The sequence below is a fragment of the Denitromonas iodatirespirans genome (assembly GCF_018524365.1).
Lineage (GTDB): Bacteria > Pseudomonadota > Gammaproteobacteria > Burkholderiales > Rhodocyclaceae > Nitrogeniibacter > Nitrogeniibacter iodatirespirans.
This window is the reverse complement of the sequence record NZ_JAEKFT010000001.1, coordinates 322,722-336,107: the sequence shown is the minus strand read 5'-3', so window position 1 is coordinate 336,107 and position 13,386 is coordinate 322,722. Positions and strand designations below refer to the sequence as shown.

Sequence of the window (13,386 nt, the reverse complement as noted above, 5' to 3'; positions counted from 1 at the left end):
GTGTCAGCGGCGGCGGTGGCTGATGAGGGCGACGAGGCCGAGGCCGGCCAGCAGCATGGCATACTGGCCCGGCTCGGGCACGGCGGCGACCGGCATGCTGAGGTTCAGCATATACGCGCCACCCACGCGCGCCGTGCTCGACACCGTGCCGCTCACTTCGAGGAAATACGCGCCCTGCGCCAGGGCGATGCTGCCGTCGATGGTCCGGCCGCTGCCGAAAGCCTGACTGAGCAGATCGCCGCCGGTCAGCGAGCCGGACTGGTCGGCGTCGAGCCACAGGCTCATCGACAGCGACTGCAGATCGAAATGCGCCGTGGTGGCCGGCGACGGGATGAAGACTTCGGCATGGGCCGACAACACGCTGCCGGCGGCCGAGGCCGGCAGGCTGAAGTAGTAGCGGTCGATGAAGCTGCCGTCGGCCTTGGGATGGCCGCCCAGCACCTGGGCAGTCCAGTCGCCCGAGGCGGCGGTCGAGAAGCTCAGCGCCTGGTCGATGTTGGCGGCCGACGCGCCGGTGGCGGCGAGGGCGCCCAGCAGCAGGGCGAGGGTTTTGACGGCGGCGCGCGGCGTATGACGAACGAGGGAGGTGGAGCGCATGGGGGGTTCCGGTCGATGGGTCGGCCTCAGGCGCCGTGTCGGCCCGAGTCATGGCCCGCAAGTTAACACAGTCTGGCCGGCGCAGAATCCTTTTGTCGTAGGTCTGTGACATTTTCCATGCAGGGGAACGGCCGCCGGCGCGTGGTCCGTGCGCGCGCAGGCTGAGCCGCTAGGCGCGCGCCTTCCCGGCCAGGCGCAACAGCACCGGGACTCCAGGCGGCGTTGCAGGCCGGCGCGCTGGTGGCGCCGATCAGGGGGCCGAGAAGTCGCGGCAGGTGCCGCGCTGGGCCTGGGCGGCGGCAATGCGGCCGACGCCATGCCGGTAGGCTGCGCTGCGCAGCGAGACGCCGTCCTGCTGTGCCAGATCCATGACGGCGGTGGCCTCGCGCGTGAGGCGATCGGCCAGGCGCTGGTTGACCGTGTGCTCGTCCCAGTGGTCGCCGCTGCGGTTCTGGATCCATTCGTAGTAGCTCACGATCACGCCGCCGGCATTGGCCAGCACGTCGGGCAACACCGCGATGCCGGCTTTTTCCAGGATCGCTTCGGCCTCGCAGGTGACCGGCCCGTTGGCGATTTCGAGGATCAGGTCGGCGCGTACGTCGGCGGCGTTGTCGGTATCGATCTGGTCTTCCAGGGCCGCCAGCACCAGCACGTCGACATCGAGCGCGAGCAGATCGGCGTTGCTGATCGCCTCGATGCCGTCGGCCTCGCAACTGGCCGAGGTCTCGCAATACACCAGCCCCTTGCGCTCGCGGCTCTCGTGCTTGTGCCGCCAGATCGCTTCGGGGTCGAGGCCCTCGGGGCGGTGAATGGCGCCTTGTGAATCGGACACGGCGACGATCCGGTAGCCGGCCTCATGCGCCAGGCGGGCGAAGTGATAGCCCGCGTTGCCGAAGCCCTGGACCGCCACGCGCAGCTTGGCCGGGTCGAGTTCCTGGCGCTTGACCCACAGGTCGAGCACCTGCAGTGCGCCGCGCCCGGTGGCTTCGAGGCGCCCGGGCGAGCCGCCCAGTTCGAGCGGTTTGCCGGTGATGGCAGCGGGCGCGTGTTCGCGCTGGAGGGTGTCGTACTCGTCGGCCATCCAGCCCATGATGGTGGGGTTGGTGTTGACGTCCGGCGCGAGGATGTCCCGGGCGGGGCCGACCACGTCCTCCACGGCGCGCATGTAATTGCGGGAGAGGCGCTCCAACTCGCCGCGCGACAATTGCTTCGGGTCCACCCGCACGCCGCCCTTGCCGCCGCCGAAGGGCAGGTCCGCAATGGCGCATTTGATGGCCATCCAGAAGCTCAGGGTGGCCACTTCGTCCTGGCACACCGCCGGGTGAAAGCGCACCCCGCCCTTGGCCGGGCCGCGCAGGGTGGCGAACTGCACCCGCCAACCGGTGAAGACTTGCAGCCGGCCGTCGTCCATGCGCAGCGGCACCGCCACCTGCAGCGCCAGCCGGGGCTGGGACAGGCGGGCGCGCACGTCGTCGGCGACGTCCAGATGGGAGAAAACCTCGTCGAGGCGTGACAGGGCGCCAGTGAGCTGAGGCCCTTGGTCCAGCGCAAGGTCTGTCATGGAATGTTCCTCACATGCGTCCCCGGCCATGCCGCGCCGGGGGCGGTTCACGCCTCAGGGCTTTTTCTTGTCACCGGCGGCGACATCCTTCTCGGTGTTCTTCCAGGCATCCTGCAGTGCCTGGTAGGCGCCAGCGAAACCGTCCTTGACTTCCTCCCAGGCCTCGACCGACCCGTCGCGCATGCTGCCGAACCAGGTGGCCACTTCGCGGCGCTGTTCGCGCAGGGCTTTCAGGCTGGCGCGCGCCTTGTCGCGGGCGGCCTGGTCCATCTTGTCCCAACGCTGGTCGACCTGGGCTTCGAGGGCCTCGATGCGGCGGTCGATCGCGTCCAGCGCGGCCTGGCTCTTCTCGAGCGCTTCGTCGCGCTGCTTGACGGTATAGGCCTTGAGCGCCTTCATCAGGTCTTCGGACTCCTGGCTGATGCGCTCCACCGAGGCCTTGTCGTCCGCGGGCGGGTTGGCGGCCAGGGTGGGCTGGCCGACGCCCAGCGCGATGGCCAGCAAGACCGGCGGCAGTGGCATGAAGAAGCGTTTGGCGAGCTTCATGGGGACCTCCTGTGCGTGTTGGTTGTCGGTGTGTCGGCCCACCGGGCACGGCCACGCGCAAGGCGTGACACGGCGTCAAAGAGGCGACGCGGGCGGCCTCGGTGGGCACGCCGTGGTTGGACGCGCGATCACTTGAATCGCGAGGTGGCCGACTTGACCGCCACGGCCATCGAATCCCAAGCGTTTTCGATGCCGGCTTTCAGATCCTCCCAAGCATCGTCGCCGGCCGCTTCAAGCTCGGCCAGCTTGGCGGCGGCGCCGTCGCGCATCGATTGCAGCTTGGCGATTTCTTCGTTGTACTGCAGCTGGGCATCCGCCTCGGCGCGCTCGGCCTTGGCCTTGAGCTTGTCGATCTCGGCGTTCCACTCGTCCAGATGGGCCCTGAGTTTCTTTTCGTAAGCCGCTTTCATGCTCATGCTGATCCTCCGTTCTTTCGTGATTGAAATGATCGGTGACGGGCATGTCAGACGTTCGACGACATGACCTCGGCGGGCTGCCGGACAACGCTCGTCAAATGACATAGATATGCCGTCCGCCACGGGTCACGTGTCAGGGTCGACTGCATCGGTCCGGGAGGGTTCCGCCTGTTTTGGTTCAAGACGTCAGCGGCAGCCGGGTGCCGAAGCAGGTGAGAGGCTCCGCGCGCAGACGACGGAAAGCGGTGCAGCAGGGCGCGGCGGGGAAGGGGCATCCCGCGCGAATGGTGGGATGGAGACGGATGGGTCGCCTTGCCAATTTTTGCCAAGCTGACTAATCATGCGCCCATGAGCACGATGAATATTTCCTTGCCCGACAGCCTGAAATCCTTCGTGGACGAGCAGGTGACCGAACGGGGTTACGGCACCAGCAGCGAGTACGTGCGCGCGTTGATTCGCAAGGACCAGGATCGTCAGCGCTTGCGCGGGCTGCTGCTGGCCGGGGCAGCCACGGCGCCGGCGTCTGAGGCCAATGCTGCTTACTTCGACGGTCTGCGCGACCGGATACGCAGGGCGGCCAAGCCGGCTTCTGGCGGGTGAAGGTCAAACCCGTCGTTCCGCGCGAGCAGGCCACGCAGGACGTTGACGACGCGATCGCCGACTATCTCGAAGAGACCCCCGTCGGTTGCGCTCGGCTTCGTCGACGCACTGGAACAGGCCTATGCCCACATCGCCCGCCGTCCTGGCACGGGGTCGCCGCGCCATCGGCGCCCCAATGGGGCGGCTCGCCGTCCATTGTTTCCGTCGGTGGCGAAGGTGGCTCGGCGCTCACGTGGTATCGGCACCAGACGGGCTGAAGCGCAAGGCGCAATAGCCGGTAATGGCAGCGATCATCGAGGCGGCCATGATCGACAGCTTGGCCACTGCCAGTGCCGACGAGGCGGGGTCGAAGGCCAGGTTGGCGATGAAGGTGGACATGGTGAAACCGATGCCGGCCAGCGCGCCGATGCCGAACAGGCGCCGCCAGCTCAACGCCTCGGGGCGCGTCGCCCAGCCGCAGCGCTCGGCGATGAAGATGCCGGTGAGCAGGCCCGCGGGCTTGCCGACGATCAGGGCCACCATCACGCCGAGGCCGACCGGATCGGTGAGGATCTGCGCCAGGTCGTCGGTGTCGACCGGCAGCCCGGCGTTCATGAACACGAACAGCGGCAGCACGATCAGCGCCACCGGCAGTTCCAGCCCGTCTTCCCAGCGGCGCAGCGGGGTGGTGGCCACCTGCGCCAGCGACTCGAGCTTGGCGATCTTGCGGTGCGTTTTGCCTTCGCCGAGTACCGCTTCGGGCGGCGCGTCGTCGGGCACGTCATCGACTGCGCCATGCACCTTGCGCTTGAGCGATTCGGGCGCGATGCGCGGCCGGGCCGGCACGGTGATGGCCACCACCACCCCGGCGATGCTGGCGTGCACGCCCGAGCGCACGATGGCGATCCACAGCATGACACCGGCCAGCGCATAGACGACCGGATGGCGCAGACCGGCGCGGTTGAACGCCATCAGCACCGAAAACAGCAGGGCCGAGGCGGCCAGCGCCGGCAGGGAGACCTGCTCGGTATACACCACGGCGATGATGATGATGGCGCCGATGTCGTCGATGATCGCCACCCCGACCAGGAAGGCCACCGCCGCGCGCGGTACGCGTGCGCCGAGGGCGGCCAGCACGGCAATGGCCAGCGCCGTGTCGGTGGCCATCGGGATGCCCCAGCCTTGCACCTGGTCGCCGCCCATGCCAAGGTGAATCACCACATACAGGCTGGCCGGCACCACCATGCCGCCCAGCGCCGCGGCAAGGAGCAGGCGCACGCGCTGCCGGTCCTTCAACTCGCCGGCGAGCAGTTCGCGCTTGACCTCCAGGCCGAGCAGCACGAAGAAAAAGGCGATCAGACCGTCATTGACCAGGTGCAGCGCAGACCACGACACCTCCTGCGATCCGAACACCATGCCAATGCGGAAATGGCGGATCGCCTCGTAGTGATCGGCCAGCGGCGAATTGGCCAGCGCCATGGCGGCGAACAGCGCCAGCAGCAGGAAGCCGCTGGTCGTGGTCTGCGCCTTGATGAAGCTGGCGAAGGGCTCGCGCAGCTTGTCGATGGTGCGTTCGAGTGCCGGTTTGTCGATCGTCATGAACCTCCCGGAGGTGTCTGTACGGTCTTCCGCGGACGGCACGACCGGGCCACGGATGCGGCCAAGATACGTGATATGGCCGTCGGTCGGCAACGACACCCGCCCCGGTGGCGGCGCCGGAATAGGGGACGGATCGATGCATGGATTCTTGCAGCACTGGCATGAGGCGGCGCTGACCAGCGTCGGATTCTTCTGGATGGCCTTGTGGGCGTTTGCGCTGGGCTACCTGATCAGCAGCCTGATCCAGGTGCTGGTGACGCGTCGCCGCATGCAACGGGCGATGGGGCGCAGCGGCCCCAAAAGCATGGCGCTGGGCACCTTCTTCGGCTTCATCTCCAGCTCCTGCAGCTTCGCCGCGCTGGCCACCACCCGCGCCCTGTTTCGCAAGGGCGCGGGGCTGGCGCCGTCGCTGGCTTTTCTGCTCGCGTCGACCAACCTCGTGATCGAGCTGGGCATCGTCATCGCGCTGTTTCTCGGCTGGCAATTCGTGGTCGGCGAGTATGTCGGCGGGCTGTTGCTGATCCTGTTCGCCTGGGCCTTCGTGCGGCTGACCCGCCCGACGCAGCTGATCGAGGAAGCACGCCAACGCGCCGGTGGCGACGACGCGGACGATGACGGCGAGACGCAGGACTGGCGCCGCATGTTGTGCAGCCACGAGGGTTGGCGGCGCATTGGCCGGACCTATGTCATGGAATGGCAGATGGTGTGGAAGGACGTGCTGATCGGCTTCACCGTGGCCGGCATCATCGCCGCCTTCGTGCCGACCGCATTCTTCGCGGCGCTGTTCGTCGGCTCGGGCGGCGCCGACGCGGCCAACCCCGGTCTGCTGGCGGTGCTGGCGCAGACGCTGGTCGGGCCGGTGGCGGCCTTCTTCACCTTCATCGGCTCGATGGGCAACATCCCGCTCGCCGCGCTGCTCTATGAGCGCGGCGTGAGCTTTGCCGGGGTGATGGCCTTCATCTTTTCCGACCTGGTGGTGCTGCCGGTGCTGCGCATCAACGCCGCCTACTACGGCTGGAAAATGGCGCTCTACATCCTCGCCGTGCTGCTCAGCGGCCTGGTTGTGGTGTCGCTGGCGCTGCACTACGGCCTGCTGGCCCTCGATCTGCTGCCCAGCGGCGGCGCCGGCCAGCTGCCGGGCGAGCGCGAGTTCTTTGCCCTCAACACCGGTTTCGTCCTCAACCTGGTGTTTCTCGCCGTCTCGGCGCTCCTCGGCGTGCTGTGGTGGCGCGGCAAGGCGGCGGACGATGGCCACGACCATCACCATCATGAGGGCGGGGATGCGTCGGTGGCCGAGTGGATCCTGCGCGGGGTGACGGTCGCCGCGGCGCTGTGGCTGATCGGCGGGCTGGTGCTGGCACCGGCGCTGGCAGCCGGCTGACATGCGCCTAATGCGCGCCGCCGTCGGGACGCCGATCCAGGCTGAGAAAGAGCTGGCCGCCGTGCTGCGGCGCATGAGGGTCGAAATAGGTGGCCGCGGGCGTGAAGCCGGCCGGGGGCGCGAGCGCATCGTCGGGCATCAGGGTGTCGCCGGTGCCGCCGAGCACCCGATGCGCGACCGTCAGATAGAGCCGGTCGAGCGCATCGCCGGCGAGCAGCGTGTGCAGCATGCGCGGGCCGGCGATCGAGTAGATGCAGCGGTGCCCTTCGCCGTCGAGGCCGGCGAGGATCTCGGCGGCCGTGAGGCGGGCCGTGGCGCCGACCTGTCGGACATTGGCGCCTTCCAGGGTCAGCGCCATGACACGCGCCGAGGGCGCCCCCCGGTGGGTGAGCACCAGCAACGGCCCGACCACACGGCGCAGCGCGGCGGCCGGCACCTTGAGCTCGGCGCTGGCGATGGCCACGGTCGGCGCCGGTGCCAGCCCGCGCGCTTCACGCCAGGCGGCCAGTCCGGCGGCCTCGGGGCCGGTCAGCCCCGGCAGCGGTCGCTCGCGCCCGGCGGCAATGGCGCGCAGGTGGCGGGCGGTGGTGAGCACCACGTCGGCTTGCGCCATCAGTTCGAGGTAGAGGCGCCAGTCGCGGGCGTTGGCAATGGCCTCGGGCACGCGCCGCCGACCGCTCGCGTCGCGTTCGCTGATGCGTCCGTCCAGGCTGGTGATGAAGTTGGTGTAGACGAAGGGCCGGCCGGGCGTGCCGCGCGCGCGCAGCTCGTGGGCCAGATACAGGCCGGCGAGCGGCCGGGGGCCGGACGGTGGTGGGTACAGTTGGGTGACCGGGTCGTCAGCGAAGGGCATCGGTGCCGTCCGGGGCGGGGCGATGGGGCGGTGGGGTCATGCGGTCTCCTTCTGGGCGCGGCGCCGCGTCACTCGGCGGCTTGCTTGAGCCAGGCCAGCGCGGGCGCCTTGTCGTGAAAGGCAAAGTGGCGCAGTTCGGCGTCGACGAAGTGACGGGCGATTTGCGGGGCGACGGCCAGAAAGCTGTTGTCGGTGACGGCGGCGACGCGCGCGATGCGCTGGTGGTGGTCGCGCACGAAGCGAAAATGCGAGATCAGCGCCGCGAAGTCGCGCCAGCCGGGGAAGGCCTCGGCGCGGATCATCAGGCCGTGCAGGTGGCCGTGGCGTTCGATCCACGGGTCGACCGCTTGCGCCAGTTGCTCGAAATCCCGGGCCTCCAGCGGGCCTTCGGGCGTGACGGTGAGAATGCCGTTCACGTCGTCCAGTTCGTAGTTGAGCATCGGCTTGTCCTCCTCGCGGGGGGCCGCCTGCCGGGCGGCCGTCTGTCTGGTGTGACCGGTGTGCCGGACAGGGGTTCGGTCGGCGTGGCGGGGTCTGGCGATGCAAGCGCGCTGGAACCGGTGCGGGGCGTGACGGGTCGGAATTTCAAGTGCCTGTGCAGCGTGCCCGGCGATCGGCCGGCGCGCCGGGCACGGCAGATGTCGGGCCGATGGCCCGGCAGAGGAGACCCGATGACCGCTTGCCACGCGCCGTTTCGTGCCGCCGCCCCGAGGCCCGGCGAGCTGCCCTTGCCGCCCGAGCCCGAGCGCCCGCCGCATAGCCCCAGCCCACTGCCGCCCGCACCCCCGCCGGCCCCTCCGCAGCCGGGCCCGCCACCCGTGCCGCCCGACGAGCCCCAGCCCGTCCCGCCGGTCCCCGAGCCACCGGTGCCCGAACCGATCAAGCGTCGGCCCCATGTCGCGTGACGGAAAAACGGCTTCTGGCATGTTCGAACGCGCAAGACAAGGCTGGCGCGCGTTGAAGCGCAGCGAACCGGGAGAACGTTTTCAGGACCGTTACCACCGGTATCAGTCGCAGCGCGCAGGGCGCCCTGGTCCGGCGGTGGTGGTCCGCATGGTGGGTGGCGTGGGGATGGCGCTGCTGGGGTTCATGATGCTGTTCACGCCGGGCCCTGGCCTGGTGTTCCTGGCAGCCGGTGGGGCCTTGCTCGGATCGGAGTCGCGGCGCGTTGCCCGCGGCCTCGACCGCCTGGAGATTCTCGTGCGCCAAGCGGCGGCGCGCTTCAGCGCTTGGCGGTCGTGATACCGGACGGACAGCGACAAAAGCAGCGGGGGCCGGTGTGTCCGGCCCCCGGCAGACGGGGTGAGGTACTGCGGGTGCTTACTTCGTCTTGGCCTTGCCCTGCGCTTCGTCGATGGCCGGATTCAGCTGCGCGGCTGGCAGGAAGCCGCCGATGCGGCTGCCGTCGGCGAGGAAGATGGTGGGGGTGCCGCTGACGCGCAGCTTCTGGCCGAGGGCGACGTTGCGCTCGATGGCCGCGGTGTCGCAGTCGGCCTTGGCGGCGGGGGCCTTGCCATTGGCGATCCAGTCGAGCCAGGCGGTGCCCTGCTTCTCGCTGCACCAGATGCGCTTGGACTTGTCGAGCGAATCGGGGCTGAGGATCGGGTAGAGGAAGGTGTAGACGGTGACGTTGTCCATGCTCAGCAGCTCGTTGGCCAGACGCTTGCAGAAGCCGCAGTTGGGGTCTTCGAAGGTGGCGATGACGCGCTCGCCCTTGCCGCGCACATGCTTGACCGCGTCCTTGAGCGGCAGGCTGGCGAAGTCGATGGACGACAGGGCGTTGAGGCGGGCCTGGGTGACGTTGCTGCGGGTCTTGGCGTCGATGATGTTGCCGTCGATGATGAAGCTCACCGCTTCATCGGTGTAGACCAGCTCGCCGGATTTGAGCACCACTTCGTACAACTTGCCGTAGGGCGTGGCGGTGACGCTGCTGACGGCGGGTGCGCCGATGAAGGCTTCGACTTTCTTCTGTACATCGGCCTCGCCGGCATGGGCGACGCCTGCGGCCAGGGTGAGGGTGGCCAGCATGGCGCGCAGTCGGGGGTGGTTCATCCGGTTCTCCAGGGGTCAAAAATGTCCGCTGATGGCATATCGCACCAGCGCGTTGCGTACGACAGGGATTTGGTTGGTGAGGTTCAGTCCGAGGTTGCGCAGGCCCGACAAAAGGCCGTTGTCGGGCTTGAACAGGCGGTTGAGCGCATGGGTGGTGGACTGCAGCAGCCGGGTTTCTTCGGCGCGGGCGCGGGCGTAGCTGGCCAGCAGGGCGGCCTCGCCGGGCTCGCGCCAGACGGGCAGGGGGCCGATCAGCTCGGCCAGGGCCTTGGCGTCTTGATAGCCGAGGTTGATGCCGTGGCCCGACAGCGGATGGATGGCATGGGCGGCATCGCCGATCAGCGCCACGCGCGGGGCGGTCGGCTGCGGTACGCGCATCAGGCGCAGCGGGAAGGCGGCGGCCGGCGTCTCCAGCGTGAGCGCGCCCAGGGTGTACTCGCCGGCTTCGGCGACGCGGGCGCACAGTGCCTCGGGCGGCAGGGCGACGAGCTCGTCGGCCAGCGCATCGGGGGCCGACCAGACGATGGAGATCCGGTTCTCAGGCAGCGGCAGCCAGGCCAGGATGCCGTCGTGGCGGAACCACTGGGTGGCGATGTTGCGGTGCGGTTTCTCGCAGCGGAAGTTGGCCACCACGCCTTTTTCTTCGTAGGGTGTGGTGGCGGCGGCGATGCCGACCTGCTCGCGCACCCATGAGCGCGCGCCGTCGGCGGCGACCACCAGCGAGGCGGTGAGCGTCTTGCCGGTGTCGAGGGTGAGCACCGCGGCTTTCTCATCGACCGCCAGACCGAGAGGATGGGCTGGGCACAGCAGCGTGAGGTTGTGCTGGCGCTTGATGGTCTCCCACAGTTCGCGCTGCATCAGGCCGGATTCGACGATCCAGGCCAGCTCGCGCAGGCCGCAATCGTAGGCCGAGAAGTCGAGCCGACCGCCGGCGTCGCCATGGATGGCCATGTCGTAGACCGGCGTCAGGCGGGCGCTGTCGAGATGTTGCCAGACACCGATATGGGTCAGGAAATCCACATTGGCCGGGCTGATCGCGTAGATGCGGCTGTCCCAGCCCTCGACCCGGGCGGGCGGCTGGGACTCCACGACGGCGATCTTCAGCCGGCTGCCGCGCAGCGCGGCGGCGAGGCTGGCACCGGCGAGTCCGGCACCGACGATGATGAGGTCGAATTTCATGGGCTGGGCCTGAAAAACAGCAGGGTGGGGCACGCGCCCCGGCTGGGGCTGAACGTTACCCCATTGGCGGTTTTCGGCAAAGCGGCGACCTCAAAACCCGGCGCATAGGCAGTGCCTATCGATAAAATTTGGATGTTCAATTGGATCTATGTGCTGCAGGGCAATAACATCCACCCATCGATTTCGCAGCACCCGCTAACCACAAGGAGAGAAACCATGTCGAACCTCATCAACAGCAAGATCAAGCCTTTCAAAGCCACCGCCTACAAGAACGGCGAGTTCAAGGAAGTGACCGAGCAGTCCCTGCTGGGCAAGTGGTCGGTGGTGTTCTTCTACCCGGCCGACTTCACCTTCGTGTGCCCGACCGAACTGGGCGATCTGGCTGACTACTACCCGCAGCTCAAGGACATGGGCGTCGAAGTGTACTCGGTCTCCACCGACACCCACTTCACCCACAAGGCCTGGCATGACGCCTCGGAGACGATCAAGAAGATCAACTACGCCATGATCGGCGACCCGACCGGCACCATCTCGCGCAACTTCGAGGTGATGATCGAGGAAGAAGGCCTGGCCCTGCGCGGCACCTTCGTGATCAACCCGGAAGGCGAGATCAAGGTTGCCGAGATTCACGACCTGGGCATCGGCCGTGACGCCAAAGAGCTGGTCCGCAAGATCCAGGCTGCCCAGTACGTGGCCGCCCACCCGGGTGAAGTGTGCCCGGCCAAGTGGACCCCGGGTGAGCAGACCCTGGCACCGTCGCTGGACCTCGTCGGCAAGATCTGATTGGCCCCCACGGCCACCGAGTGCGGTGGCCTGCCCCCCGAGGGGGCGGAGGAAGCTTGGGGCGGCCCGGCGCTTCCTCGGCTCCCACGGCCGCCGCTTGCGCGGCGGTCGTCGCCCCTCTTCGAGGCGGCGACGGAAAAGCGTTGGACCGCCCGAACGCCTTTCCGACACCGCTTCACCCCATGCCCGGGGCAAAGGCCCGGGCATTTTTACGCCCAAATTTCGATCCAGGAGACCTGCCATGCTCGATGCCAATCTCAAACAACAGCTTGCGACCTACCTGCAGAACGTCACCCAGCCGATCGAGATCACGGCCAATGTCGATGGCAGCGCCAAATCCGTCGAGATGGTGGCCCTGCTCGAGGACATCGCCGGCCTGAGCGACAAGATCACCGTGGTCGAGACCCGCGATGCGGCCGTGCGGGCGCCGTCGTTCGCCCTGAACCGCAGCGGTGCCGACATGGGCGTGCGCTTCGCCGGCATCCCGATGGGCCATGAATTCACCTCGCTGGTGCTGGCGCTGCTGCAGGTCGGCGGCCATCCGCCCAAGGTCGAGGCCGATGTGATCGCGCAGATTCAGGCCATCGAGGGCCGCTTCGAATTCGTCACCTACATCTCGCTGTCCTGCCAGAACTGCCCGGAGGTGGTGCAGGCGCTGAACCTGATGGCGGTGCTCAACCCCAATATCCGCCACACCATGGTCGATGGCGCGCTGTTTCAGGACGAGGTCGAGGCTCGCAAGATCCTCGCCGTGCCCAGCGTCTATCTGAACGGCGAGGTCTTCGGCCAGGGCCGCACCAGCCTCAAGGAAATCCTTGCCAAGCTCGACACCGGCGCCGCCGCCCGTGACGCGGCGAAGATCGCCGACAAGGATCCGTTCGACGTGCTCATCGTCGGTGGCGGCCCGGCCGGCGCGGCCGCGGCCATCTACGCGGCGCGCAAGGGCGTGCGCACCGGCGTGGTGTCGGAGCGTTTCGGCGGCCAGGTGATGGACACCATGGCCATCGAGAACTTCATCTCGTTGAAGGAAACCGAGGGGCCCAAGCTGGCCGCCGCGCTCGAACAGCATGTGAAGCAGTACGAAGTGGACGTGATGGACGGCCAGCGGGCCGAAGCGCTGATCCCCGGCGAACTCGCCGAGATCCGTCTGGCCAGCGGCGCCACGGTCAAGGCTAAGGCTGTCATCCTCGCCACCGGCGCACGCTGGCGCGAGATGAACGTGCCCGGCGAGCGCGAATACCGCGGCCGCGGCGTGGCCTACTGCCCGCACTGCGACGGCCCGCTCTTCAAGGGCAAGCGCGTGGCGGTGATCGGCGGCGGCAACTCGGGTGTCGAGGCGGCCATCGACCTGGCCGGCATCGTGGCGCATGTGACGCTGCTCGAATTCGGCAGCGAGCTGCGCGCCGACGCGGTGCTGCAGGCCAAGCTCAAGAGCCTGCCGAATGTCACCATCCACACCGATGCGCATACCACCGAAGTGACCGGCGCCGACGGCAAGGTCAATGGCCTGGTCTATACCGACCGCAAGACGGGCGAGTCGCATACCGTGGCGCTCGAAGGCGTGTTCGTGCAGATCGGCCTGCTGCCCAACACCGACTGGCTCAAGGGCGTGGTCGATTTGAGCAAGCATGGCGAGATCGAAGTGAATGCGCGCGGCGAAACCAGCGTGCCTGGCGTGTTCGCGGCGGGGGATGCGACCACCGTGCCTTACAAGCAGATCATCATCGCCATGGGCGAGGGCTCGAAGGCGGCGCTGTCGGCCTTCGATCACCTGATCCGCAGTTCGGTGAACGAGGCAGCGACGGTGTAACGGCGCATCGGCGCCAGTCGTGAGAACGGG

Annotated in this window: 14 protein-coding genes; 5 read left to right on the top strand and 9 right to left on the bottom strand. The window is 68.1% G+C overall.

The genetic code is table 11. From position 1 onward, the window contains the following. Window positions 1–3: 3 nt before the first annotated feature. The 4 genes from I8J34_RS01615 to I8J34_RS01600 all read right to left on the bottom strand — a co-directional run bounded on the left by I8J34_RS01615 (window position 4) and on the right by I8J34_RS01600 (window position 3,120). Complete coding sequence (locus tag I8J34_RS01615; RefSeq protein ID WP_214359603.1) at window positions 4–597, bottom strand: FxDxF family PEP-CTERM protein; 594 nt, start codon at window positions 595–597, stop codon at window positions 4–6. A 250-nt stretch (window positions 598–847) separates the two neighbouring features. Next, the gene (locus I8J34_RS01610; RefSeq protein WP_214359602.1) at window positions 848–2,158 is read right to left on the bottom strand and encodes a Glu/Leu/Phe/Val family dehydrogenase; all 1,311 of its coding nucleotides are present in this window, start codon (window positions 2,156–2,158) and stop codon (window positions 848–850) included. 54 nt (window positions 2,159–2,212) lie between these two features. Beyond that, the gene (locus tag I8J34_RS01605; protein ID WP_214359601.1) at window positions 2,213–2,704 is read right to left on the bottom strand and encodes a sll1863 family stress response protein; all 492 of its coding nucleotides are present in this window, start codon (window positions 2,702–2,704) and stop codon (window positions 2,213–2,215) included. Window positions 2,705–2,832: 128 nt separating this feature from the next. Continuing rightward, the gene (locus I8J34_RS01600) at window positions 2,833–3,120 is read right to left on the bottom strand and encodes a sll1863 family stress response protein (protein WP_214359600.1); all 288 of its coding nucleotides are present in this window, start codon (window positions 3,118–3,120) and stop codon (window positions 2,833–2,835) included. A 348-nt stretch (window positions 3,121–3,468) separates the two neighbouring features. On the opposite strand from I8J34_RS01600, the gene I8J34_RS01595 reads away from it, so the two are divergent. Continuing rightward, window positions 3,469–3,720 carry a type II toxin-antitoxin system ParD family antitoxin gene (locus tag I8J34_RS01595; protein ID WP_214359599.1) on the top strand — a complete coding sequence of 84 codons (252 nt, stop codon included), beginning with the start codon at window positions 3,469–3,471 and terminating at the stop codon, window positions 3,718–3,720. 228 nt (window positions 3,721–3,948) lie between these two features. On the opposite strand, the gene nhaA is transcribed toward I8J34_RS01595, so the two are convergent. Continuing rightward, window positions 3,949–5,298, bottom strand: coding sequence for a Na+/H+ antiporter NhaA (gene nhaA, locus I8J34_RS01590; RefSeq protein ID WP_214359598.1), 1,350 nt, complete (start codon window positions 5,296–5,298; stop codon window positions 3,949–3,951). Between the two features lie 136 nt (window positions 5,299–5,434). Here nhaA and I8J34_RS01585 point away from each other — a divergent pair, with 136 nt between their 5' ends. Continuing rightward, a complete protein-coding gene (locus tag I8J34_RS01585) occupies window positions 5,435–6,679 on the top strand; it encodes a permease (RefSeq protein ID WP_214359597.1) in 1,245 nt (414 codons plus the stop codon). 7 nt (window positions 6,680–6,686) lie between these two features. Here the strand turns inward: I8J34_RS01585 and I8J34_RS01580 are convergent, their stop codons facing one another. Next, window positions 6,687–7,532: a RibD family protein gene (locus I8J34_RS01580; RefSeq protein ID WP_214359596.1), complete on the bottom strand. Its 846-nt coding sequence runs from the start codon at window positions 7,530–7,532 to the stop codon at window positions 6,687–6,689. Window positions 7,533–7,600: 68 nt separating this feature from the next. After that, window positions 7,601–7,972, bottom strand: a complete 372-nt coding sequence (locus I8J34_RS01575; protein ID WP_214359595.1) for a SpoIIAA family protein — start codon at window positions 7,970–7,972, stop codon at window positions 7,601–7,603. 484 nt (window positions 7,973–8,456) lie between these two features. Between I8J34_RS01575 and I8J34_RS01570 the strand changes: the two genes are divergently transcribed. Continuing rightward, on the top strand, window positions 8,457–8,774 hold the full coding sequence (locus I8J34_RS01570; protein WP_214359594.1) for a hypothetical protein: 318 nt from the start codon (window positions 8,457–8,459) through the stop codon (window positions 8,772–8,774). 78 nt (window positions 8,775–8,852) lie between these two features. Here the strand turns inward: I8J34_RS01570 and I8J34_RS01565 are convergent, their stop codons facing one another. Together I8J34_RS01565 and I8J34_RS01560 are read right to left on the bottom strand one after the other, a co-directional pair. Then, window positions 8,853–9,584 carry a DsbC family protein gene (locus I8J34_RS01565; protein WP_214359593.1) on the bottom strand — a complete coding sequence of 244 codons (732 nt, stop codon included), beginning with the start codon at window positions 9,582–9,584 and terminating at the stop codon, window positions 8,853–8,855. 15 nt (window positions 9,585–9,599) lie between these two features. Continuing rightward, a complete protein-coding gene (locus I8J34_RS01560) occupies window positions 9,600–10,763 on the bottom strand; it encodes a UbiH/UbiF family hydroxylase (RefSeq protein WP_214359592.1) in 1,164 nt (387 codons plus the stop codon). Between the two features lie 216 nt (window positions 10,764–10,979). Here I8J34_RS01560 and ahpC point away from each other — a divergent pair, with 216 nt between their 5' ends. Then, window positions 10,980–11,546, top strand: coding sequence for an alkyl hydroperoxide reductase subunit C (ahpC, locus tag I8J34_RS01555; RefSeq protein ID WP_214359591.1), 567 nt, complete (start codon window positions 10,980–10,982; stop codon window positions 11,544–11,546). Window positions 11,547–11,787: 241 nt separating this feature from the next. Beyond that, a complete protein-coding gene (gene ahpF / locus I8J34_RS01550) occupies window positions 11,788–13,356 on the top strand; it encodes an alkyl hydroperoxide reductase subunit F (protein WP_214359590.1) in 1,569 nt (522 codons plus the stop codon). The last annotated feature ends 30 nt before the right edge of the window (window positions 13,357–13,386 follow it).